Origin of the sequence: Desmonostoc muscorum LEGE 12446, from assembly GCF_015207005.2 — a bacterium.
GTDB classification, from domain to species: Bacteria; Cyanobacteriota; Cyanobacteriia; order Cyanobacteriales; family Nostocaceae; genus Nostoc; species Nostoc muscorum.
The window spans coordinates 4,830,109-4,854,232 of record NZ_JADEXS020000001.1; the positions used below are offsets into that span (position 1 = coordinate 4,830,109).

At 41.5% G+C, this 24,124-nt stretch carries 16 protein-coding genes and 3 pseudogenes; 11 read left to right on the plus strand and 8 right to left on the minus strand.

Features of this window, described 5'->3' with window-relative positions:
• Nucleotides 1-361: 361 nt before the first annotated feature.
• Both uvrC and IQ276_RS20580 read left to right on the plus strand, forming a co-directional pair.
• Entirely contained in the window at nt 362-2,239 is a 1,878-nt protein-coding gene (gene uvrC, locus IQ276_RS20575; RefSeq protein ID WP_193918340.1) for an excinuclease ABC subunit UvrC, read from the plus strand.
• Nucleotides 2,240-3,002: 763 nt separating this feature from the next.
• Nucleotides 3,003-3,182, plus strand: coding sequence for a replication restart DNA helicase PriA (locus IQ276_RS20580; protein WP_228043159.1), 180 nt, complete (start codon nt 3,003-3,005; stop codon nt 3,180-3,182).
• Nucleotides 3,183-3,191: 9 nt separating this feature from the next.
• Here the strand turns inward: IQ276_RS20580 and IQ276_RS20585 are convergent, their stop codons facing one another.
• Entirely contained in the window at nt 3,192-3,890 is a 699-nt protein-coding gene (locus IQ276_RS20585; RefSeq protein ID WP_193918338.1) for a phosphoribosyltransferase, read from the minus strand.
• A gap of 201 nt (nt 3,891-4,091) precedes the next feature.
• Between IQ276_RS20585 and IQ276_RS20590 the strand changes: the two are divergent.
• From IQ276_RS20590 to IQ276_RS20605, 4 genes and pseudogenes are all read left to right on the plus strand, one after another.
• Nucleotides 4,092-4,481 (plus strand): annotated as a pseudogene (locus IQ276_RS20590) (uracil-DNA glycosylase); the annotation flags it as partial.
• A 48-nt stretch (nt 4,482-4,529) separates the two neighbouring features.
• Nucleotides 4,530-5,207 (plus strand): annotated as a pseudogene (locus IQ276_RS40730) (hypothetical protein); the annotation flags it as partial.
• Nucleotides 5,208-5,510: 303 nt separating this feature from the next.
• A pseudogene (locus IQ276_RS20600) lies at nt 5,511-5,846 on the plus strand (uracil-DNA glycosylase); the annotation flags it as partial.
• 270 nt (nt 5,847-6,116) lie between these two features.
• On the plus strand, nt 6,117-6,494 hold the full coding sequence (locus IQ276_RS20605) for an RNA-binding protein (protein ID WP_193918337.1): 378 nt from the start codon (nt 6,117-6,119) through the stop codon (nt 6,492-6,494).
• A 17-nt stretch (nt 6,495-6,511) separates the two neighbouring features.
• Here IQ276_RS20605 and IQ276_RS20610 read toward each other — a convergent pair whose 3' ends face one another.
• The 3 genes from IQ276_RS20610 to tyrS are packed head-to-tail and all read right to left on the minus strand — an operon-like array spanning nt 6,512 to nt 9,095.
• On the minus strand, nt 6,512-7,162 hold the full coding sequence (locus IQ276_RS20610; protein ID WP_193918335.1) for a hypothetical protein: 651 nt from the start codon (nt 7,160-7,162) through the stop codon (nt 6,512-6,514).
• Complete coding sequence (gene pyrF, locus IQ276_RS20615) at nt 7,159-7,890, minus strand: orotidine-5'-phosphate decarboxylase (protein WP_193918332.1); 732 nt, start codon at nt 7,888-7,890, stop codon at nt 7,159-7,161. The genes IQ276_RS20610 and pyrF overlap by 4 nt, the downstream gene beginning before the upstream one ends.
• Nucleotides 7,891-7,904: 14 nt before the next feature.
• Complete coding sequence (tyrS, locus tag IQ276_RS20620; protein ID WP_235116334.1) at nt 7,905-9,095, minus strand: tyrosine--tRNA ligase; 1,191 nt, start codon at nt 9,093-9,095, stop codon at nt 7,905-7,907.
• 173 nt (nt 9,096-9,268) lie between these two features.
• On the opposite strand from tyrS, the gene IQ276_RS20625 reads away from it, so the two are divergent.
• The gene (locus tag IQ276_RS20625; protein ID WP_193918330.1) at nt 9,269-11,194 is read left to right on the plus strand and encodes a transglycosylase domain-containing protein; all 1,926 of its coding nucleotides are present in this window, start codon (nt 9,269-9,271) and stop codon (nt 11,192-11,194) included.
• Between the two features lie 229 nt (nt 11,195-11,423).
• Nucleotides 11,424-12,437 (plus strand): IS701 family transposase, encoded by a 1,014-nt coding sequence (locus tag IQ276_RS20630; protein ID WP_193926053.1) that lies wholly within the window; start codon nt 11,424-11,426, stop codon nt 12,435-12,437.
• A 68-nt stretch (nt 12,438-12,505) separates the two neighbouring features.
• Here IQ276_RS20630 and IQ276_RS20635 read toward each other — a convergent pair whose 3' ends face one another.
• Both IQ276_RS20635 and IQ276_RS20640 read right to left on the minus strand, forming a co-directional pair.
• The gene (locus tag IQ276_RS20635) at nt 12,506-12,829 is read right to left on the minus strand and encodes a DUF1825 family protein (RefSeq protein WP_073641199.1); all 324 of its coding nucleotides are present in this window, start codon (nt 12,827-12,829) and stop codon (nt 12,506-12,508) included.
• Between the two features lie 440 nt (nt 12,830-13,269).
• The gene (locus tag IQ276_RS20640; RefSeq protein WP_309245600.1) at nt 13,270-14,268 is read right to left on the minus strand and encodes a DnaJ domain-containing protein; all 999 of its coding nucleotides are present in this window, start codon (nt 14,266-14,268) and stop codon (nt 13,270-13,272) included.
• Between the two features lie 227 nt (nt 14,269-14,495).
• On the opposite strand from IQ276_RS20640, the gene IQ276_RS20645 reads away from it, so the two are divergent.
• Nucleotides 14,496-14,870, plus strand: coding sequence for an NINE protein (locus IQ276_RS20645; RefSeq protein WP_193921623.1), 375 nt, complete (start codon nt 14,496-14,498; stop codon nt 14,868-14,870).
• A 14-nt stretch (nt 14,871-14,884) separates the two neighbouring features.
• On the plus strand, nt 14,885-15,418 hold the full coding sequence (locus IQ276_RS20650; RefSeq protein ID WP_193921625.1) for a ComEA family DNA-binding protein: 534 nt from the start codon (nt 14,885-14,887) through the stop codon (nt 15,416-15,418).
• Nucleotides 15,419-15,480: 62 nt separating this feature from the next.
• Here IQ276_RS20650 and lepB read toward each other — a convergent pair whose 3' ends face one another.
• Nucleotides 15,481-16,053: a signal peptidase I gene (lepB, locus tag IQ276_RS20655; RefSeq protein WP_193921627.1), complete on the minus strand. Its 573-nt coding sequence runs from the start codon at nt 16,051-16,053 to the stop codon at nt 15,481-15,483.
• A gap of 1,335 nt (nt 16,054-17,388) precedes the next feature.
• Here lepB and IQ276_RS20660 point away from each other — a divergent pair.
• Nucleotides 17,389-18,297, plus strand: a complete 909-nt coding sequence (locus IQ276_RS20660; protein WP_193921629.1) for a polysaccharide deacetylase family protein — start codon at nt 17,389-17,391, stop codon at nt 18,295-18,297.
• A gap of 637 nt (nt 18,298-18,934) precedes the next feature.
• On the opposite strand, the gene gltB is transcribed toward IQ276_RS20660, so the two are convergent.
• Complete coding sequence (gltB, locus tag IQ276_RS20665) at nt 18,935-23,653, minus strand: glutamate synthase large subunit (protein WP_193913822.1); 4,719 nt, start codon at nt 23,651-23,653, stop codon at nt 18,935-18,937.
• Nucleotides 23,654-24,124: the final 471 nt, after the last annotated feature.

Here is a 24,124-nt window from a genome sequence, read left to right on the forward strand (position 1 = left end):
ATATGGAAACTTCAATAAATTAGTGAATTTAATAATAAATACATAAAGTTAATACAGTCAAGAAATTAAAATAATTTTTCTCTAAAAAAATATAATTTCAAATAATAAAACATCATAATTTTAAAATATTAAGTAAAAACACAAAAAGTAAACTTTTAATTCTGACAACTGCTGACGATTAAAGTTGCAGCTACACAAACTCAGTTGAAGTCTAAGCTCTGGGTGGAGGAAACCTGCCAATAGACTGTTCTCTGTGCGGACTAAAAGCCTAGCTACAGTATATTTACTTGATAATACTTCGTTAAATCCGCAAGAAAAAATTATTTTTCTTAAAATAGAGAAAGATTACTTAATTTTGGTTGTGACAATATCGACTCAAATACTACCACTGGTTAAAGAGCCAGAACGACTGGAAAACCGGCTAGCGGAAATTCCACCGGAACCGGGAGTTTATTTCATGCGGGACAAGAGCGATCGCATTATATATATAGGTAAATCACGTAAGTTGCGATCGCGTGTGCGTTCCTATTTCCGGGACGGGTACAACAAAAGTGAACGCATCGCCACAATGGTAAAATTAGTGACGGAAATTGAATTCATCGTCACTGATACTGAAGCGGAAGCCTTGGCGCTGGAGGCTAACTTAATCAAGCAGCACCAGCCATATTTTAACGTACTGCTCAAGGATGATAAAAAATACCCATATCTCTGCATCACATGGTCGGAAAATTATCCACGGATTTTTATCACCCGAAAACGCCAATTAGGCAAAGAAAAGGATAAATTTTATGGCCCCTATACTGATGCTGGGTTATTGCGAGAAATTTTACGTTTGTGTAAGCGCATCTTTCCACAGCGACAACGACCTCAACCGCTTTTCAAAGACCGTCCTTGTCTGAATTATGATTTAGGGCGTTGTCCAGGTGTGTGCCAACAGCTAATTTCACCAGAAGAATATCGCAAAATTGTGCAAAAAATAGCGATGGTCTTCCAAGGTCGGACTCAAGAACTAATTGATATTTTGACCCAACAGATGAACGCTGCTGCTGAGGACTTGAATTTTGAGTCAGCCGCGCGAATTCGCGATCAAATTTCTGGGTTAAAGTCGCTGACAGCCGACCAAAAAGTATCCTTACCAGATGATACAGTTTCACGGGATGCCATCGCCCTGGCAGCCGACGCCCAACACGCCTGCATTCAACTATTTCAGATTCGCGCTGGACAATTGGTGGGACGCTTGGCGTTTGTGGCGGATGCTCACGCAGAACCAGGAGCGATTTTACAACGAGCTTTAGAAGAACATTACCAAACTGCTGACTCTGTGGAAATACCGATAGAAATTTTGGTGCAGCATGAATTACCGGATGCAGAAATATTGGCAGATGTCTTAACTGAACGTAAAGGTAGAAAAGTGACGATTTTGACTCCTTTGCGGCAAACCAAGGCAGAATTAATCGAGATGGTAGAGCGAAATGCCCAGTATGAATTGCAAAGAATGCAAAAATTAGGCGATCGCAATCACCAAGCAATGCAAGATTTAGCAGCTATTCTGGATTTACCAGATGTACCTCACCGCATCGAAGGTTATGACATTTCCCACATTCAAGGCTCAAATGCTGTAGCTTCCCAAGTCGTGTTCATCGACGGGTTACCCGCTAAGCAGCACTATCGCCACTACAAAATTAAAAATCCCACAGTCACAGCCGGACATTCAGATGATTTTGCAAGTCTTGCGGAAGTTATCCAGCGTCGGTTTCGCAAGTATGCCGAAGATCAACAATTAACACGTTTGGGTAATCCTGATTGGCCTGATTTAATTATGATTGATGGCGGTAAAGGTCAATTATCTTCAGTTGTTGCTGTTTTGCAAGAAATGAATTTGTTAGAAGACTTGCGAGTTGTGAGTTTAGCGAAACAGCGAGAAGAGATTTTTTTACCGGGAGAATCTCAACCATTAACTACTGACGCAGAACAGCCAGGGGTACAGTTATTGCGGCGACTGCGAGATGAAGCGCATCGGTTTGCAGTGACTTTCCATCGTCAGCAACGCAGTGATAAATTAAAGCGATCGCGTTTAGATGAAATTCCTGGTTTAGGACATCATCGACAAAAGCAACTACTAGGGCATTTTCGCTCAGTTGATTATATTCGACAAGCAACAACCGCCCAACTCGCTGAGGTTCCTGGAATCGGACCGCGTTTGGCTCAAGAAATTTACGATTATTTTCATCCGTCTTGATATGAGTCAAACAATTTTGGATTTTAAATTTTTGATTTTAGAGTAACCCCATACCTTTTTGTTATGGTTGCCATTATTACTCTCCAATATTTTTGAGTTGTTTAATAGAGGAAATTCTCACTGGGGATGTCCACAATTTTGTAAAGTATTTTCAATGAAATTATTAAGTTAAATAGCATCTAAAAAGCAATACGGTTCAGTTAAGGATTTTTGATATCAGCCGGAAATTTCAGAACACCATCAGTAGTGAGGGCTTGCTCAAAGCGATCGCACTGGTGACGAAATTGCTAACAACGATGGCGAACTGGTGGAGGTTGGGGATGCTAAAGCGATCGCTCTCCATGAATTGAAACTGAGTAATAAATCTTATCGGTAAATATTAACTAAATCTTAAGACAGAGATTTTGTAACCAAAGATACAGTAATTTCTGAGTTTTAATTTTTGAATACAAGAACGGCTTTTTTTGTATTCGTCTAAAATGACTATAAATAAGGCTCTCTCAACGCATTAACCGTAGGGATCACTAAATCTCTAAGCAAAATTTATTAAAAAATTAATTTATGTATCTAAAGTAGGAGGGTAAAATCACGTAAATTTGAGGATAATAGATTAAAGATATCCAAAATTTTTCAAACCTGAAATTTTGTTTAAAATAATCAGCCAATTTCACGGCAGTTTGTTAAGTTGGGTCGAACCAGAATTTTTCCTGGTTTAACTAGCAGTTTTACCAAATAAAAAATAATTAGAACCAGGGGTTTTAAAATGCAGACAGTACAAAAAATTTACTGCCCAAATTGTGGTAGCCAAGCTGAGCGTTATTATATTACTGATAGTCAATTAACTCGGACACAATGCCCAAGTTGTGATTACTTGATGATTTGTTGCACTCGCACTGGCAAAGTCATTGAGGCTTATGCCCCAGGAATTCTTGCAAGAAGATAAAAATAAAAATTAGTCGCAGGAATCAGTGTTGCCGATTGTTTTTTGTTCCTGGAGATATGTGAGAGCTTCTAAGGTGTCTACTTGGGGGAATTGTGCGTAAAAATTACTCACACTCCAAAAAGGTTCCGGTGTCTTCAAGACAACAATGCGATCGCCCCATTGATTCAACCAGGGCAGCAATTTTTGTGGTGCTACTGGAGTACATAGCCAAATTGCTGCCGGGGAAAGGGCTTTGATGGCATTAGCAGCAACCGCCATAGTCATACCTGTGGCAATGCCATCATCAACTAAGATCGCCGTAGCATTCTCTACATTCACCTGGGGACAAGCAGAAATTAATTGCTCTTCTAAAGACTTAGCTTGCCCAATAGCTTTATTTAAAGCCCCTTCTCGCCACCGCGCATCATGTTTGGGGCGAAATAGCTTTTGCTCAGTCCAAAGAACATTTCCAGAACTAGTAACTGCACCAATGGCTAACTCTGGGTTTTCTGGATGGCTAATTTTTTTCGCTACAACTATCGTTAACGGACAACCCAAAAGACGTGCTATTGGTGCTGCCACTGGTATACCACCTCTTGGCAAAGCATAAACAATTGGTACAGGCTTAACCCCAGAATCAATGGTTTGCTGAATCAAAAGATCGTAAATTACTTGCGCCAACTCCTCACCCGCATGGATGCGATCGGCAAAAAGTGGGGTATATGACATGGCTTCCCCCAGCATCTCAGGACGGCACTGCTTTTATCATGACTGAATTTTGTCTCAAATTAACTGATAAAATAAGATTTGTATAAATAATAAGTATTCAGTAAAACTCTATTTCTGAAGTCTATTTCTGATCGGTGCCTAATCAAAGACGTACTTGAATCAGATAAGACTGCTGGTGCTGATACCAAAATTGTAATTTTCATGAGCAGCGAAAACCAACTCAGCCTCTTTGACGACTCAAACTTTAACCAACAAGAACTTATTCCCACAGACGCTAAAATTCCTATCCCTCCAGGAACCTATTCGACTATGACCGAGTTGGTGCAGCATTGCGATCGCTGTCACCGATGTGTACTGGGAAACACTCGTACCCACGCCGTCGTTGGACGCGGTAACCTCAAAGCCCCAATAATGGTTGTGGGAGAAGCGCCTGGTCAAAATGAAGACGAAACGGGTTTACCATTTGTCGGCAAATCAGGACAATTGCTAGAGAAAATTCTGGCATCAGTGAATTTGAGTACTGAGCAAGATGTATACATTGCCAATATCAATAAATGTCTCGGTGGTTATACGAGAATCATCACAGAAGAAGGTTCTAAACGACTTAACTGGATTGTCAAAAATCAGTGGTCAGGTAAAGTGTTGAGTGTTGATTCTAATGGCAGCTTGGTTTGGAAACAAGTAACTGGTTGGTATCGGTCTGGGCTTGCAGGAAGGCAGCTTTACAAAGTCTTTTTTCCAGATGGTAAATGTAACAACAAAGGTGAAGTTGGCTATATTGCAACAGCAGATCATCAAGTACTTACCCGTAGAGGCTGGATTACCGTTGAAGAATTACAAGACGATGACTTAGTTGCAACTGGTACACCTGCTCCTGGAAGCAGAGGGTTGCAAGTATTACTAGGGTCTTTACTAGGTGATGCTTGTATTAGTTCCAGTGGTCAGTTTTTGGAAAATCATAGTATTCAACAAGCAGCTTATTTAAAACTCAAAGCAAGAGTATTAAATGGTTTTCGACCACAGGTAAAAGAATATCTAGCCAAGTCACAAAATGGCACAACTTATCAATCTCTGAGCATGGGACTGGCAAAAACCTATTATTTGCAAGACCTACGCGAGGAATGGTATCCCAATAATAAAAAAGATTTTCCTATAACAGCACTAGAAAAACTAGACAACTTTGGGTTAGCTATTTGGTACATGGATGATGGTTATTGGCGAAGAAAGACCAAAGATGGGCAAATAAGAAAAAGTATTGATGTTGAAATTGCTTTAGGAAACATCACACCAGAAACGGCTCAAAAAGTTGTTAAATATTTTGAGACTCAAGGTTACAGAACATACGCAGTTTTTAAGTCTACTTGGAGACTATTTTTTAGATATGGTGAAGGCATTCGCTTTTTAGAAAATATTGCTGAATACATTCCTGCCTCTATGCGATATAAATTGCCAGAGGAACTGCATAGCATTCCCTTTAACATAGAAGTTTATCAAGAAGAAGCAGTTGTCACCTACTGGAAACCAGTTATTAAAAAACTATTACCACCAAAGCCAGATTTTGACGTAGTTTACTGTATTGATGTTGAAGACACAGCCAATTTTGTGACACCCGCAGGTGTTGTACATAATTGCCGCCCACCAGAGAATCGTGTACCTACTACACAAGAAGTGACGGCTTGCAAACCCTACTTACTAGAACAAATTCGCCTAGTTGACCCGAAAATCATTCTGTTAACGGGTGCAACTGCCCTCAAAAGTTTGACTGGCGATAAGCGGGCGATTTCTAAAATTCGCGGACAGTGGCTAGAGTGGGAAGGACGTTTGTGTATGCCAATTTTTCATCCTTCCTATTTGTTGCGTAACCCTTCTAAAGAAAGAGGTGCGCCTAAATGGTTGATGTGGCAGGATATCCAAGCAGTGCGTGCCAAGTTAGACGAAATCAGAAAAAACACCTGATGGAACTGGATTTATACCAGACTTTTTTCAGGAGGGAATCCTGTTCTTGCCTTGTCCAGTCAGGTAAGGCAAATAAATTACAAAGTTGCTGAAAATTTATAGATTCATTCTAAGTTAAAGATTATACATTTTTTGCGTATATTTTGCGTGACAATTAAATAGTACCTTTCAAGCTTCATGAAATCCGGAAAAATGGTTGACACGACTGAAGTTATACTCGGATTTTCGTCAGCCTATTAATCTTGAGAAGATTAGCACAGGAGAGGAACTATGTGGAGCTTGATCGTATTTTTACTGATTGTCCTGGGCTTTATAGCTCTCATCAAAGGTGCTGCTTCACCCACTAAAAAGAGTTCCCATAAAAGCAGTAGAGGCTACTTTAGTAACTCTTCTAGTAATAGCACCAGTAGTTCATCTGTTGGTGATGCTCAGATATATAACCCTAGTAGTGACTATAACTTTAACAGCAGTAACTACAACTCCAATAGTAGCTATGATTCCGGCAGTAGTAGCTATGATTCCGGCAGTAGTAGCTATGATTCTGGCAGTAGTAGCTGTGATTCCGGCAGTAGTAGCTGTGATTCTGGCAGTAGTAGCTGTGATTCCGGCAGTAGTAGCTGTGATTCCGGCAGTAGTAGCTGTGACTAAACTGAAAATTGGTAGAATTAAACCCCAGGCTTCATTGTCCGGTTACGCACACTTCCCGCTTGACAATCGCGTAACCAAGCTTTGACTCCTTGAGCGATCGCACCATTACTACTATCACGTGGCGGGGATAGTGCTTGCTTTTCTGAATAGGAACCAGTTTGAGTAAACATCATCACTACACGCCAACCACTTTTAGTTTTAGTCAACAATAGCCAGTGAAATTCTTGTAATTCTACCGCTTTCTTACTTATATACTGGCGTTCTAAGGTAGTAAAAAATACTTGCTCAACTCCTGATGCAGAACTTTCAGGGGCGTCTTTACTATATTCTTCAAGGTTAAGGGGTAGGGGAGTAAACTCAGGTCTTCCTGCTACCAACATATAACTATATAAGTCACTGCTGCGGCTGCGACGGCGGGCGCGTTGACTAGCGCGGTTGGTGTAACTAGGTAAATCTTGCAATAACTGTGTAGTCAATATTTCTAAATCTTGCTCAGAACACGAAGATTTTACCCCAATGTTGATGTTTCCCCTCTGTGCTAGCAAAGAGGGGTTAGGGGTGAAATTCTCCGCGAATGCTGAGTTATTGAAGATGTTTGGTGTTACAAACCAGAAACCACAAACTAGGAGCCACAAGCCATAAATTTGATTTCTGATTTCTACCTTCATGCGATCGCACTCAATTCCTCACAAATTCTCTTCCAAGCTAACTCAGGGTCAGCAGCAGTAGTGATGGGACGCCCAATCACTAGATAATCTGCCCCAGCACTGATAGCTTGGAAAGGAGTGAGCGATCGCTTTTGATCGCCAATATCAGCCCAAGTCGGTCTCACACCCGGACAAACTAGCAAAAAGTTATCTCCACAAGTTTGCCGTAGTTGTGCTACTTCTTGGGGCGAACACACTACTCCATCCAACCCCGACTCTTGCGCCATCAGTGCCATTTCTAGAGCGTATTCTGGCAATTCTAAGGGAATTTTCAAGTCAAATGCCAACTGCCTCGAAGAAATGCTTGTTAGCAAAGTAATCGCTATTAATTTAGGTGGTTTTACACCCACTTGGCCAGCCCCTTGATGTGCCGCCTCAGTTGCAGCTTTGAGAGCTTCTCTACCACATGTGGCATGAATTGTCAATAAATCCACCCCATACCGAGCTGCACTACGGCAAGCACCAGCAACAGTGTTGGGGATGTCGTCAAACTTTAAATCGAGAAAAATGCGCTTTTGCTTAGACTTGAGTATTTCCAGAATTTTCGGTCCAGTGCTGGTAAACAACTCCAAGCCTACTTTGAAGAAAGTAACATCCTCAAGTCGATCCACAAGGGCGATCGCACTTTCTTTGTCTGGCACATCCAAAGCCACGATCACACGTTGTTTTGCCGATTCCCCACTCCCCATTCCCTACTCCCCATCTAAAGCACTAAACGCACAAACTTGTTTTTGCCAACTTGTAAAACTTTACCTTGTAAATCAGTAGCAGTAGCAAAAGTGGTATCGACATCAGAAATGCGATCGCCATCTAAACGCACTCCACCTTCTTGAATTTTCCGCTTGCCTTCCCCTGTACTTTTACACAAACCAGTGACATTGAGAAGATAGGCTAACTTTACGGGAAATTGGGACACCCCAGCCAGAGAAAATTCTGGAACTGCACCTTCCTTACCGCCGCTTTCGGCAGCTTCTTTAGCTTCTTGGGCTGCCGTTTCGCCGTGGTACTGTTTAACAACTTCCCACGCCAAAAGTGTCTGGCGATCGCGGGGATTTTCTGGCAATTGATCTAAAGGTAAATCTGTCAACAGTTCAAAATACTGCTCTAGTAGATTATCTGGTATTCCTTGTAACTTCTGATACTTCTGTCCTTGGTGTTCTGATAACCCAATATAATTACCTAAGGACTTGGACATTTTTTGCACGCCATCTGTGCCAATCAAAATTGGCAGCAGCATCCCAAATTGTGGCTTTTGACCAAAATGGCGCTGTAAATCTCTGCCCACAGCAATGTTAAATTTCTGATCAGTCCCTCCTAATTCCACATCTGCCTCAACTGCAACCGAATCAAAACCTTGCATCAACGGGTACAGGAACTCATGGATAAAAATCGGATTCTCTTTTTTATAGCGATCGGCAAATCCCTCTTTAGCCAACATTTGCCCGACAGTCATCGTGGAAAGTAACTCCAAAATTTTCTCTAAGTTCAGCTGGGAAAGCCATTCGGAGTTATAGCGCACCTCTAACCTTCCTGGTGTGTCAAAATCCAAGATAGGACGTACTTGGTCAAGATAAGTCTGGGCATTTTGGGCTACGTCTGCTTCTGTAAGCTGACGACGCACCTCAGATTTACCAGTCGGATCGCCAATGCGTGCTGTAAAATCGCCAATAATTAGAACTGCTATATGACCAGCATCTTGAAAAGCTCGCAGTTTTCGTACTGGTATGCTATGACCTAGATGGATATCAGTACCAGTAGGGTCAATGCCCAATTTGACCCTCAAAGGTTGGTTTGTAGTTAATAAGCGCCTTTCTAGACTTTCACTGTTAACATCAACTGGTTGTGGGAAAACTTCTACTACACCACGATTCAGCCAATTCATATCTGGCGTCATACTAGAAAATCCACTGTTAGCTATGCTTTGTACACTAGAAGTTAAGTTGGTTATAAACACTTGCAATTTATCCACTTTCTCATCTGCCAAACTACTATAATTGCAAAAAATTAACCGCCTTGCTTCGCCCAATGAATTACAGTTAAATTTACAAGTGAGGAAGTGAAATCGCCGTGTCGTCGTCTAGGACTTTTGAAGAGAAACAGCCACAACGTCGGGCTTCATCAGGTTTTGAGTTTTTGAAAGGAGTTGGTCAGGTAACTGGCGGCACTCTTCTTTCAATCACCATGCTGGCAAGTTCCATTGTAGCCGGAGGACTGGTTGGTTTAGCGATTAGTTTCCGTAATTTGCCAGATGTAAGACAGCTACGCAACTTCTTTCCCTCAGAAACAACTTACATTTATGACATTAAAGGTAAACTCTTAGCCAGTGTCCACGGAGAAGCCAATCGGGAAGTAGTTCCCCTGGATCGGATTTCCCCGAATCTCAAACGGGCAGTATTGGCAAGTGAAGATAGCCACTTCTACGATCACCACGGGATTAACCCCACTGGTGTTGGACGTGCTGTAGTAGTTAACGCTGTAGCAGGTGGAGTCAAAGAGGGTGGCTCTACTGTTACCATGCAATTGGTAAAAAACCTATTTTTGACTCGCAAGCGTGCCTTTACCCGGAAGTTAGCAGAAGGTGTGCTGGCAATTCGGTTAGAGCAAATTCTCACCAAAGATCAAATTTTAGAAATGTACCTCAATCAAGTTTATTGGGGTCATAATAATTATGGTGTACAGACGGCGGCACGCAGTTACTTTAATAAATCAGCAGAATATTTAAGCTTGGGTGAGTCAGCAATGATGGCGGGTTTGATTCAAGCACCAGAAGAATTCAGCCCCTTTGCCAGCATGAAGCTGGCAAAACAGAAACAAAAAGAAGTGCTGGGACGAATGCTGGAATTGAATTGGATCAACCAGCAAGAGTACGACGATGCCCTCAAGCAAGAAATTAAACTTGGTAAAATCAAATCCTTTCAAGGTAGTGCCCTACCTTATATAACCAATACTGTAGCGCAGGAGTTGGCTAAGAAGTTTGGGCGTGAGGCACTACTCAAGGGCGGAATGCGGGTGCAAACTACAGTTGACGCCAATTTCCAAACGATGGCAGAGGAAACTGTCGTCAAGTGGCATAAATCACTGCTGGGGCAGGGATTATCGAAGAATCAAATCGCTTTGGTGGCAATTGATCCGCGCACGCATTTTATCAAAGCACTGGTGGGTGGTGTAGATCCTAAAGTCAGTGAGTTCAATCGGGCAACTCAAGCTCAACGACAGCCTGGATCTTCTTTTAAACCCTTTGTCTATTATGCTGCTTTTGCTACTGGGAAATATGGACCAGACACAATAGTAATAGATTCTCCAGTCAGCTATCAAGATGGTAATGGTCGGTACTTTCCCAGAAATTATGATGGGGGTTTTAGCGGTCCTATGCCAATCCGCACAGCTTTAGCTCAGTCACGCAACATTCCCGTGATCAAACTCGGTAAGTCTATAGGGATGAATAGAGTCATAGAAACCTGCCGTACCTTGGGCATTATGAGTCCAATGGAACCTGTGACTTCACTACCTCTGGGTGCAATTGGTGTCACTCCCTTGGAAATGGCTAGTGCCTATGCTACCTTTGCTAATTATGGCTGGCAGTCGCCAACGACTGTAATTGCCCGTGTCAGCGATAGTAGTGGTAACGTATTACTAGATAATACCCCTAAACCCCAGCTAGTTCTAGACCCTTGGGCTTCAGCAGCCATTGTCGATGTGATGCGAACGGTAGTTACTAGTGGTACAGGTAAAGGTGCTGCCATAAATCGTCCCAGCGCTGGCAAGACAGGTACAACTTCCTCAGAAAAGGATATTTGGTATGTTGGCACTGTGCCACAGTTAACTACTGCTGTCTGGGTGGGGAGAGACGACAACAGACAATTAGCTAGCCGTGCTACAGGTGGCGGTATGGTTGCTCCTATTTGGAAAGATTTTATGGAAAAGGCACTCAAAAATGTACCAGTAGAAAACTTCAAGTCACCTTCCCAGTTTCCTCGTCCCAAGTCACAATAATTTTGGATTTTAGATTCTAGATTTTGGATTAATTGCCAATCCAAAATCCCAAATTTAAAATCTAAAATTGACAGGACTTACGCAACTGGCACAATGCGATCGCTAACAAATAGTACTAAAGTACTATAAAAATGCAGATGAAATGAACTAGAGTACAAATGTAAATTGTTCCTTTTCACACCAAATTTTTGGGCTGCTGCTCAGGCTACTGTAACGAATACTTTTGAATATGAAGTTTACTAAATTAGATTATTGCCAGTATCTACTTAGTAGCCAAATTAATTATACCATTACCAATTTGGCAGAGCATTTAGAGAGTATTAGCCATGATACAATTAACTATTATTTGAAAAGAGAAAAATTAACACCTCGTTTACTATGGGATAACGTGAAAGAGGTAGTTGAGCCTGATGACAATGGTTACATAATATTTGATGATAGCATTTTAGATAAAAGGTATTCTGAAGAAATAGAAATAGTCAGAAGACAATATAGTGGTAATGAGCATGGTGTCCTTAAAGGCATTGGCGTAGTTAGCTGCGTGTATGTCAACCCTACACTTCAAAGATTTTGGGTCATAGATTATCGAATTTTTAATCCTGATGTCGATGGCAAAACCAAGATAGACCATGTGAAAGACATGCTCCAAAGCCTTGTGTATCATAAGCTTTTACCATTTGATACTGTTTTGATGGATACATGGTATGCGGTACACAGTTTAATGCTATATATTGATAGCTTAGACAAAATTTATTATTGCCCTTTAAAAGACAATCGGTTAGTTGATGATACATTTGGTCAAGCAAAATATAAACGTATTGAATTATTAGAATGGAGTCAAGAAGAATTAGATTGTGGTAAGATAATCAAAATTAAAGGGTTCCCAGCTAATAAAAAAGTGAAACTATTCCGGGTTACTGTTTCTACCAACAGAACGGATTATGTCGCAACTAACGATTTATCTCAAAGTTCCACGGATGTTGTACAAGAGGTGTGTAAAATTCGTTGGAAAATCGAGGAGTTTCACAGAGAAATTAAACAATTAACTGGGATTGAATTTTGCCAATGTCGGAAAGCTAGGCTTCAAAGAAATCATATCGCTTGTGCAATGTTAGTTTGGGTTAGGTTAAAGAATTTAGCCTATACAACTGGTCAAACTATTTATCAAATCAAGCATAACTTGCTTTCTAATTATTTAATTCAGCAACTGAAACGCCCAAGTATTCTTATGTGCTTGGTTTGATTTAAATTGTCGCCTGTCAGGGCTGCGCCCTGCCCGCTATTTGTGCCAGTTGCGTAAGTCCTGATTGACTAGGGCTGTTTCTCTAGCTCGGCTTTCATCCGTTCTAAAGTGAGGTGCATTTGGTCAAACATTTGTTGGGGGGTGACACCGAACTGGCCTAACTGGGTTTTCAGTTGCTCTACTGTCATTTGTGCCATGAAATCTTCTGATAGCTCGAAGCGCTTCATAAAGATGCGATACCGATCCATCATTGCTTCCATTTGCTCAATAAACAGCTTTTTGCCCTCACGGTCAAATTTACCGTAGCCGTTGCCAAGCTTGATAAGTGCTTGATAATCATCAAACAACTGCTTTGCTTCTTGCTGAACTATCTCAGAATCGAAGAATCCCATGTTCCCTATATAAAACTGAGCGCCCACACTCAGCAGCTTAATAGTTTGAGCCTGCCGATTTTAGATTTTAGATTTTAGATTTTAGATTAAAAATTACTTGGGTACTCCTTTCCTACGTAACGCTAAGCTAACGGAGAAACAAGCTAGATGTCCCGGCCTGATTAGGCAGAACAAATCCTTTCATCCCCAATTTCAAGTCCGACGCTCAAGGACTCGCTCTAAGCGTTCGCGTAGCGTCTCATAAAGAAGCCATGCCGAAGGCGTTGCCTCTCGTAGAGAAGGCTTTACGCTGCGCTATCAAGCCCCTATCCAGAGTGGTCTGTTTCAATCCAAAATCACCAATCAAAAATCCAAAATTGATTGACTTCTATTTTTATTCTAGTCTAGGAGAGTAATCTAGTGGACAAGCTTCGGTTTGAGTACGGTTTCTTGCCGAAATTTCAACACTTGACTTGAGAACGTTTGCCGTCTCTAAAACCACTTAATAAAGCCGCAATACTCAAAGCTTTGGCAATTGATTTCGGATTAGCGTTTTCACCGGGTTGAATTTTCAATCTAGTAGCGCATTTCAAAGCTAGTGAATGTTGTGGGTTAAGTTTTAATGCTTGACTGATGTAAACCCTGGCCATCCCTAGTAATTTCTGTTGGAGATGTACAAAACCTAATAACGCGTGATAATCACTGTTATTCGGCTCTAACTTGATGGCATCGCGGAGTTCTTGCACAGCTAACGTCCATTTGGTTAATTTAGTATACTCAATAGCTCGCTCGTAGTGACGTTGAGCGTAGTTTTTCAAAACTGGTTTGACATTAGTTTTTTCACATAATGTCAATTCAACTGGCTTGACTTCTACCTTAGGAATGATGGAGAGAGGTTCTTGAGGTAGCAAAAGATGAGATTTATGCAACTGTAAGTAAGCTAAATTCAGTGTACTAATTTGTCGCGTTACTTGATAAAACTGATGTAGTGATTTGTATTGAGCTTCTGCATAGCAAGCGATCGCTTCTTCGTAAAATAACTCTGCTTGGGGTGGAGACATTTCCCGAATTTCCTGGACTATGGTACTTTCAGAAGACAAAGCTTGCTGCTTGAGGACTCTTGCTTGTGACAACAGCATAGTTATGGCGCTAAAGCGCTTGTGTTGATTTTTCAACTGTTCATAGGCTGGGTTGATTAAATGGCTAAATATTGCCGTTGCTAATTCTTGGTCTTTTTTGCTGCTTTTGGTATGGCGATCGGGATGTAGCAGTTTTGCTAAAGTGTGATAGCGTTTGAGAATCTGGCGATCGTCAGCAGTCACAGAAATTCCTAGCACAGCATAAGGATCGCAAAGCTGTTCAAGCCATTTCGGCGGTAGGAAAGTCTGTGACATCGTAGTAATCCGATCGCTTAAAAACTGAAAATTAGCATCAAAGCTCAATGCACACTCATGTGACACTTACTCAAGTTTCTTCTCAGACGCTAAATCCTGGGACTTTCCACCCAAAAGTCACAAAGGCAAGGTAGAGGAGTTGACTAAAATAAAATTATATGGCCACTATTTAAGTAAAAATTTAGCAATATAGTCAGGATAGTTGCCACCATTGTATTTCTGGATTTGAAATTTGGAATTACTGATGGCTGTCTTATTGTAGGAACTGTGGTACTGGTATATTTTTTAGAAATATGTTGACTAAGCGCAAAAGCCGAAGTGTTGCCGCTGTTCTAGCTTTTTCTGGCACGCTGACAATTTCCGGATTACATAAATTTTATCTGGGACAGCACCTATGGGGTATTTTGTACGTGTTGCTTTCCTGGACGCCTATCCCCAAGGTAGCTAGTGCTATTGAAGGAGTTTGGTATTTAGCCCAAGATGAAGAAGCTTTCGATCGCAATTTTAATCTAGGCAAGTCAGCTACGAGGAATTCACAGCGCGTGAGTAATCAGGTAGGAGCAGTTGCTGATGCAATGCGAGAATTAGATGCTCTACGCCAAGATGGACTAATTTCAGAATATGAATTTGAGCAAAAACGCCGCCAACTGCTAGACCAGATTTCTTGAGGTGAGCGACAATCATGAACAATTGGCTACCTTTAAATTTGAAGCTGCAAAAACTCCGTGCCAAGCTGCTCAACGATCCCTACTATCGCCTGCAATCTGGCGAAGAAATTCAGATCGCGGCAAAATTAGGTATCCGCATTGATGCTAATCAAGCAACTGTAGATGATTGGTTACGCCTACCAGGTTTGTCAATTCACCAAGCGCGATCGCTTGTGGAACTTTCACGTTCAGGTGTGAAATTTTACTGTGTTGAAGATATCGCTGCGGCTTTGGGTATGCCAGCACCGCGACTTGAACCATTAAAACCTCTATTAAATTTTAGTTATTATGACCACGAATCTTTAGTTCATCCGACAAATTTAGTTAATCCGAACACAGCAACAGTTGAAAATTTAGCACAAATTCCCTTTATCGATTTGTCTTTAGCACAAGCAGTGGTGCAAAATCGTCAATCTGCTGGGCCTTATCATAACCTGGCTGATTTCCAGCGACGGTTAGAGCTACCTGGTGATGCGATCGCTCAACTAATGTATTTTCTTCGCTTTTAACTTCAGGTTCCCATAGAAGGTAGATGTCTTGCAAGGAAATTCTACCTTCTTGTTTTAACTAATTAAATAAACCCAATGCGATCAAGAGGCCAAAAGCGAAATGTTGCCCGACCAATGATATTTTTTCTGGGTAAAAAGCCCCAATAACGAGAGTCGTTACTGTCGTTGCGGTTATCTCCCATGACAAAAAATTGGTCTTCTGGAACTTTCACTGGTTGAAACGGCTGATTTGCTGGTTCCGCAATGTAGTCTTCTGCTATGGATTGACCGTTGAGATAGACTTTGCCTTGAATAACACTAATTACCTCACCAGGCTGGCCAATCACTCGTTTGATGAAGGCTTGGTCTTTGGGATATCCTCGACGTTGTAGTTCTGCGGGTGGCCCAAAAACAATAATGTCTCCAGTTACGGGGGGGTGAAAATGATAGGAGATTTTTTCCACCACCAAGCGATCGCCTGTATGTAAGGTAGGTAACATCGAGTCAGAAGGTATGTAACGAGGTTCGGCGATAAAAGTCCGAATTAGGAGTGCCAAACATAAAGCGATCGCCACTAAAATTAGATTTTCCTGCCAACTACGCCATACTTTTAACGACGCACGCTCTTGCTTTGCATCACTTTCCTGAGGAATCATAGAAATTTTTAGCCAGTTAAAGAAGTGGAACAAATACCTTGATTATTTTGGCTTCAAAGGTATACTAATAAACAAGCTGAACTTTTCACCAATTAATACATAGATTAAATAATACATTTATTGCATCTACCAAAGCTATGCAAGAGTGCTGAAAATAAACTATCGCTCGTTTCAAGTAACATAAGATAACGATTAGGATTCCTAGATAATTAAAAATCCTAATTCTAATTGCTGCAATTATAAGGCAAGTTACTAGATAATTTTCAGTTTTGCTTCCTTCTGCTAAAAAAATTAGTTGCCGACTGTAAAGCTATATAGACAGTCGGTTTTTTCTGTGAGCAGCAAAAAAATTAACTGCGTCCAGTATAATTAGTCAAGAAACATTTGATTTAAATACAATGTTTAATGTTTTAATAGTTGTGTGACAGACTATTAAGATTTTAACAAATTGTTGATAAAAATGCGAATTATTTAAGTAATTTTACGGTAACAAACCATATTAATTTGTAATATTAATGATGTATGAACCTCCTTAGTTATCAAGAAGAACGATAGCAGATAAAAAGTCAGTGGCAATTTTGACTAAAATCTCACCATTAAAAATAGAGTTAATCTGCCAATAGAATTATTTTTGCTAAACGAGTAAAAAGTATCTAGATTAACGACTAAGTGCCCCTTGGCAATGAGAAACTATATTTAAATAATTTCCGTCTAGTTGTTTGATAGAAATTATAAAGCAACATTCTCTCCGTTGAAAATTTAATTTTTTCTTAAAAAGGAAGCGATGGCATTAGGCAGTAAAATATATTTTATTAATTTTATAACGACATAGTTGATTAGAGTCTTTTTTCAAAATACCTCACCCGTTGCTAATAGTTTTGTACATTAATTAAATAATTCACTAAGCTGTCAATCTAGAACTTTCCTATCAAATGTCTAACCTGGAAAACATGCAACTTGTAGCCCTGACAGCTTAGCTAATGCAAAGGTATCCAATCTGAAAGCATAGTACTACTGTAGCTAGCAGCCAGGTGAGAGAACAGTTAATTCAAAACTCTGATTAAGAAGATTTATATAGGAGGTGTGGTTAATCATCTAAATTATGCTCCTTCTTAGAGCTAGTGGACAGAATCCCTAAGTGCAGACTTTACTGCTTATAAGTGAGTTGAGATTCAACATCTAGTTTTTAGTGAAAGCTGTAGAATCTGTCTTCTCGATTCTAATGTTCAGAATTAATTATACAAAGCAATCGGTTTTTAAATATCTAAAGAATTTTGTGCTAGAACTTACTGTCATATACGTAGCTGATGGTTTGATCGTTGAAGGAGCTATATAGTGGAAAATAATAAGTCGTTTTTGTGGCCAGAAGGAATATTAATTGGGCTGCTTGCCTTGGGTGGTGTTTTTAGTGTTGGTTTGATGATGCTTCTGAGACCAAATACTTCCGAAGCTCAGAGTAGACCAAATATCAATGTAAACAATGTATCTGCAAACACAGGAACTCAGCAGCGCATTGAGAAATTAAAGGGAGCGATGCTGATGAGTTGGCAACAACAGGCACAAGTAAAAGGCGTCTCCTACCCCGTACCATCACGTTTTCAAGGGGCGATAGTTAAAGCGGCAAAACTGACTCAAGCAGAGAAAGTCATCGCTCTGACTTTTGATGATGGTCCTTGGCCTCAAACTACAAAGCAAGTACTAGATATCTTAAAATCAAATAACATTAAAGGGACATTTTTTGTTGTTGGGCAAAACCTGAAAAATTATCCAGAATTAGGAAAGGAAATTGTAGCTCAAGGTCATGTGATTGCCAACCATACTTGGCATCACTGGTATCACGCCTTTAATCAACAAGCGGCTGCCTTTGAAATTGAGCGGACAACAGACTTAATTTATCAAGTTACAGGTGTTAAAACAACTTTGTTCCGGCCTCCTGGAGGTATGATGCACAACGGGCTAGTTGCTTATGCCAAAGGCCAAAAATATACTGTCGTAATGTGGTCAGCTGACTCCATAGACTACAAACTGCCAGCTGTCCCAAAGTTGATTAATAATGTAATTAAAGATTCAAAGCCTGGTGGCATTGTGCTAATGCATGATGGTGGTGGTAACCGTTCCAGAACTGTGCAAGCTTTACCGGAAATAATTAGTAACTTTAGAAATCAAGGCTATCGTTTTGTTACTGTTCCAGAACTTTTAGAAATTGAAGATACAGAAATAAAGTTGCTTGCTAACAAAAAATAATAATTATTAATTATAAGTTATTGGCCAACACTAAATTGACTAACAACTAAAATTATATTTTTTGGCTAAAATGCTAGATGGCAATCCTAATTGATTTCGTTGAAGTTATAACAAAGATCCCCGACTTCTATAACAAGTCGGGGATCTTTATTATTTGTCAATAGACCAATACGGTTCAGTTAAGGAAATTTATTTGTTAAGGCAGGCAGGGGAGGCAGGGGAAGCAGGGGAAGCAGGGGGAGAGAAAAAAGCTTAACTGAACTGTATTGGTCAATAGACCTCTTGCAAAAGTCCCTAACACCCCACCCCCAACCCCTCCCCTTGGTAAGGGGAGGGGAGCGTTTGCTTCAGCAAATGCGGGGTGGGGTTCTTTATCGAACAGAATAGAGGCGTCAGTCGTCAGAATTCAGCAATGTTTTTTGACCGAAAAAGCGGATGAATAACCGGGTTTAAGACTCCCACCAAATTGAAAATTTGGTGGTCAACAAGACCTGCGCCGGTCCCAATCCCCGACTGATAGCGAAGCGTTAGCGAGTCTTCTCCCAAAGGGAGACGCCAAAGGCGAACGAGCGTCTTGATTCTGACTCCTGAATTCTGACTTCTGAATTCTTCTTCAATTTTGATTTATGCAAGAAGTCTAATGACTAGTAGTTACTAAACTGAACTCAGTTGTTTTGTTTTCAGGATTGGCTTGGGGACTATCAGCTTCAGAAGGCGGAACCAACTGCCAGAATTTCGGCAAAAATTCTTGCCAGTTTTGCAGAATTTTCTTCGCTTTTGGTGAACCAGTTCGTTCTACATGAGTTTTGATTAACTCTTGCAATTGGTTTGCACCCGCTTCGGTAATCACTCGCTGCATTTTGACAATTTCTGGGTTGACTAACTCAGGAAATGAACCGTCTTCATCTAAAAAGTATGCCAGTCCACCAGTCATTCCAGCAGCTACGTTACGCCCTACTTTACCAAGAACGACAATTACACCACCAGTCATGTACTCACAGCAGTGATCCCCAGCACCTTCAATCACTGCGATACCTTTGGAGTTTCTCACGGCAAAGCGTTCTCCTGCTAAGCCGTTGGCAAATAATGTCCCACCAGTAGCGCCATAAAGACAGGTATTACCAACTATGACGTTTTGTGATGAATTATAAGTGGCATCAGATGGGGGTTTGATGATAATTTTGCCACCATGCATTCCTTTGCCTACGTAGTCGTTTGCCTCTCCTTCCAAGGTGAGAATAATACCGGGGAGATTGAAAGCCCCAAAGCTTTGCCCAACACTACCTGTGAATTTGAGATGAATTTGTCCTTCAAAGCCACTGTCACCGTATTGGGAAGCGATCGCTCCTGCTAATCTAGTACCTACTGTTCTATCAGTATTGACTATGGAGAAGGTCTTGGTAATAGCAGATTGATTATCAATGGCAGCTTGAATGTCGGGATCGGCAAGGAATTTGTCATCTAAAACCACGCCGTTGCTGTGAACTTCTTCATGGACTAACCAGTTACGATTTTCTTTGCTATCTGGTAGCTGAAGTAAACAGTTGAGATTTAGCGATCGCGTTTTGGTAAGTTTTACCTCTGGACGCACTTTCAATAAATCTGCACGTCCAATGATTTCTGACAAAGAACGGTAGCCGAGTCGTGCTAACAAACTCCGCACTTCTTGGGCAATGAAGTAGAAGAAGTTGACAACTTGTTCCGGTATTCCTGTAAACCGCTTGCGGAGTTCTTCTTTTTGAGTCGCAACACCCACAGGGCAGGTGTTCATGTGGCAAACTCGTGCCATGATACAGCCCTCAGCAATCATCGCAATGGAGCCGAAACCGAATTCTTCAGCACCCATCAATGCCCCGATGACCACATCCCAGCCACTCTTCAGTCCGCCATCAACGCGTAAAATCACGCGATCGCGCAAACTATTTTCCATCAAAACGCGATGCACTTCACTTAAACCAAGTTCCCAAGGTGAACCCGCATGTTTAATCGAACTGAGTGGCGATGCACCCGTACCACCATCATGACCAGAAATTTGGATAATATCAGCATTTGCCTTGGCTACACCCGCAGCGATCGTTCCAATACCGACTTCTGCAACTAGCTTCACCGACACTTTTGCTTTCGGGTTAATTTGGTGTAGGTCAAAAATCAGCTGTGCTAAGTCTTCAATGGAATAAATATCGTGGTGCGGTGGTGGCGAAATCAGCGTCACACCTGGCTTCGATCGCCTTAACATGGCAATATATTCACTCACCTTCGGTCCTGGAAGTTGTCCACCTTCCCCAGGCTTGGCACCTTGGGCAATTTTAATTTCAATTTGCTTGGCGTTGACTAAATACTCTGGGGTGACACCAAAGCGTCCCGATGCAACTTGCTTAATGGCACTATAAGCGCGATCGCCATTTCGCAATCCATTTAAATGAGGTAGGGTTGGCGAATGCCCTGATTCATCTACGTCATCCAAAACTGTATAGCGCACTGGATCTTCGCCGCCTTCCCCAGAGTTAGATTTGCCGCCAATGCGGTTCATGGCGATCGCTAAAGTTTCATGTGCTTCTCTTGACAAAGCGCCTAAAGACATGCCACCAGTACAGAAGCGGTGGACAATTTCAGATACCGATTCTACTTCTTCTATAGATATGGACGGGCGATCGCCTTGGAAATCTAGCAAGTCACGCAAAGCAGTTACTGGTCTGCCTTGGAGGTGTTTTTTGTAAACTTCGTAGTGGTCGTAGTTGTTGCCATCTAAAGCTTTATGCAGCGCCTTTACCATTTCTGGGCTATTCATGTGGTACTCGCCCTTAGCACGGTACTGCACAAAGCCCAAGTTTTCTAATTTGTTGTTTGTCAGTTCTGGGAAAGCTTTGCTGTGGAAAGAAAGCACCTCCAGGGCGAGTTCGCTGACACTCAAACCGCCGATGCGGGAAGTGGTACCACGAAATCCCAGTTCGATTAAATCCCTACCGATGCCGATCGCTTCAAAAATTTGGGCTGCTTGATAGCTGGAGAGCAAGGAAATTCCCATCTTGGAGAGGATTTTCAGCAAACCCGACTCTACTGCTTTGCGATAATTTCCTAAAGCTTGCTCTAGGATGAGGGTGGGTATTTTTTTCCCCTCCATTAATTTTTGAGTTCTGGGATCGGACCACCAATCGCGCACTGTGTCCAAAGCCATATACGGACAAACTGCACCAGCACCGTAGCCAATGAGACAAGCAAAGTGATGAGTACTCCAGCATTGGGCAGTATTGACAATCAGGGATGTTTTCATCCGCAACCCTTCCCGAATCAGGTGGTGATGGACGGCGCCGACTGCTAGTAGGGGAGGAATGTAAGTGTATTCTGTGCTAATACTGCTATCACTTGGGCGGTCGCTTAATATTAAAATCTTTGCACCTGCCCGCACTGATTCAGCGGCTTGTGCTTGTAAAGACTCGACGGCAGCTTTTAATCCTTCTGGACCGGTGGCGATCGCAAATAAAGTTGATAACTCGGCTGTGGCAAATCCTGACAGCTTAATCGCCTCTAATTCTGCCTCGTTCAACACCGGCGACTCAAGTTTCAGTCTCCGGGCATATTCTGGCTTTGGATCTAATAAGTTACCCCGTTCACCCAACTCGACTTTCAAAGACATCACCAGCTTTTCCCGTAGGGGATCGATCGCCGGATTGGTTACCTGAGCAAAACGCTGTTTGAAATAGTCATAAAGCAAGTGTGGTTTTTCTGACAATACTGCTAGGGGAATATCATCTCCCATGCAGAAAGTCGGTTCTGATCCGGCGATCGCCATTTGTTCGATCACCATGTCCACATCTTCTGTGGTGTAACCGAAGGCAGTTTGACGCTGAAGTAAGGTTTGTTTGTCAATCGTCAATAGACCTTGGTCATTTGTCGATTGTCCTTTGCCATTGCCATTTCCATTTGATGTGTGACTAATGGCCAATGACTTTAATTCTTGACGGTACTGTTGCAGCCATTCTCCATAGGGATGCTGCTTAGCGATGCGCTGTTTTATATCCCAATTTTTCAGCACCTCATGATTTTCTAAATCCACGGCAATCATTTGCCCTGGTCCTAGTCTACCTTTCTCTATAATCTTGGCTTCTGGGAAGTCTATTACTCCAGCTTCGGAAGCTACAACAATGTAGTCATCTTCGGTAATCAGGTAACGAGCTGGTCTTAAGCCATTGCGATCTAGTGTCGCCCCAACTTTTTGACCATCACTGAATACTAAAAGTGCCGGGCCGTCCCATGCTTCTTGCAAACCGCTGTAATATTCGTAGAAATCAACAATTTCCGGATAGTCATTTAAAGAAGGCTGATTTTTGTAAGCCTCTGGAACCATAATCATTAAGGCTTCCAAGGGGCTGCGTCCAGAACGCACCAGCAATTCCAGCACATTATCTAAAGTAGCTGAATCGCTGTTGTCAATGTGAACTAATGGCTTGAGTTCGTTGATGCGAGTCTCTTTTAAAGAACCTGCACCCATAGCCCATACTGGATGATTTAAGGTAGCTTCTCGTGCCATCATCCAGTTGATGTTACCCAATAAGGTATTGATTTCGCCATTGTGACCCAAAAGCCGCATTGGTTGGGCTAGCGGCCATTTGGGCATCGTGTTGGTGCTGAAGCGACGATGGTAGACAGCAAAGGCACTTTTGTAAAGTGGATTTTTTAAATCTTGATAAAATTCTCCCAATACAGCAGAACGCACCATGCCTTTGTAGACAATTGTCCGGCTTGATAAGGAGCAAATATAAAATTCTTCTGAAATATTATTTGCAAGTTTACTAATTCGGCGGCGGGTAATATATAGTTCTCGTTCTAGTTCATCGCCGCTTTTGTCAACGGACGCTAACAAAACTTGCTCAATTTGGGGTTGATTTTCTCTTGCTTGTACCCCCAGCAAATCAGGTTGCACCGGTACTACTCGCCATCCCAGTACAATCAATTTTTCTTGTGCAGCTATTTCCTCAACTGCTGCCCTAGCTTTTTGTGCTGCTTGTTGGTCTTGTGGTAAGAATATCATCCCCACAGCTGTATTGTTGGTAGATGAAAATTCCTTTTTTCTTTGGGCAAATTCTTCTTGAAACAACTCCCAAGGAATTGCTGTCAATAGTCCCGCACCATCGCCAGAGTCTTGGTCAGCGCTACAACCCCCCCGGTGTTCTAAGCAGGTCAAAGCAGCTAAAGCTTTTTCGACAATTTCGTGGCTGGCATGATTTTGACGATGAGCAATAAAACCCACACCACAGGCATCTCGTTCCTCTACTAACCACCTTTGCCCCTGACAGGTATTTATTGAGTCAATATCCGCTGTGATTTTCTGGTCTTGATTCATCGATTGATTATTCATACCCTGTACCTGAACTATTGAGTTACCAATTTTGCCACTACTTATGAGAAAAAATTTTCAATTCAGCGATGCAGAAACACATCAGCACTGAATTTTAGGGAAAAAAAATTTTAACTTCGGTTTTACTTTTTAGTTAACCTGTGTTAAAATAGTTACGTATTTTTTATGTATTTATGCAGTTGTTAGACAAGCTAATTTAGCCAAGACATTGTTATTGCCCTGACATTTTCTTTTTTATATTGTGAAGCTAAGTCTTTTCTCAATTCCCTTGTTCCAGATGCACACTACTTATTCATAGAGCCTGTCTTGGCTTACCTAAAACATAATTAAAACAGAAAGCTGCGCTAGGTTTGAAAATCAAAATTATCCCGATACGGCAATAAAATCAGCGTATTACAATATATACTCATTTGACAATTCCCAAAAATTCCTCTTGATCCAGTTGCCACCTCTCTCACTAGTAATTACACT

Coding starts and splice junctions, on each gene's coding strand:
- IQ276_RS20580 (WP_228043159.1), top strand. CDS start 3,003: ATGCAGACAGTACAAAAAATTTACTGCCCAAATTGTGGTAGCCAAGCT.
- IQ276_RS20585 (WP_193918338.1), bottom strand. CDS start 3,890: ATGTCATATACCCCACTTTTTGCCGATCGCATCCATGCGGGTGAGGAG.
- IQ276_RS20605 (WP_193918337.1), top strand. CDS start 6,117: ATGTGGAGCTTGATCGTATTTTTACTGATTGTCCTGGGCTTTATAGCT.
- IQ276_RS20610 (WP_193918335.1), bottom strand. CDS start 7,162: ATGAAGGTAGAAATCAGAAATCAAATTTATGGCTTGTGGCTCCTAGTT.
- pyrF (WP_193918332.1), bottom strand. CDS start 7,890: ATGGGGAGTGGGGAATCGGCAAAACAACGTGTGATCGTGGCTTTGGAT.
- tyrS (WP_235116334.1), bottom strand. CDS start 9,095: ATGACGCCAGATATGAATTGGCTGAATCGTGGTGTAGTAGAAGTTTTC.
- IQ276_RS20630 (WP_193926053.1), top strand. CDS start 11,424: ATGAAGTTTACTAAATTAGATTATTGCCAGTATCTACTTAGTAGCCAA.
- IQ276_RS20635 (WP_073641199.1), bottom strand. CDS start 12,829: ATGGGATTCTTCGATTCTGAGATAGTTCAGCAAGAAGCAAAGCAGTTG.
- IQ276_RS20645 (WP_193921623.1), top strand. CDS start 14,496: ATGTTGACTAAGCGCAAAAGCCGAAGTGTTGCCGCTGTTCTAGCTTTT.
- IQ276_RS20650 (WP_193921625.1), top strand. CDS start 14,885: ATGAACAATTGGCTACCTTTAAATTTGAAGCTGCAAAAACTCCGTGCC.
- lepB (WP_193921627.1), bottom strand. CDS start 16,053: ATGATTCCTCAGGAAAGTGATGCAAAGCAAGAGCGTGCGTCGTTAAAA.
- gltB (WP_193913822.1), bottom strand. CDS start 23,653: ATGAATAATCAATCGATGAATCAAGACCAGAAAATCACAGCGGATATT.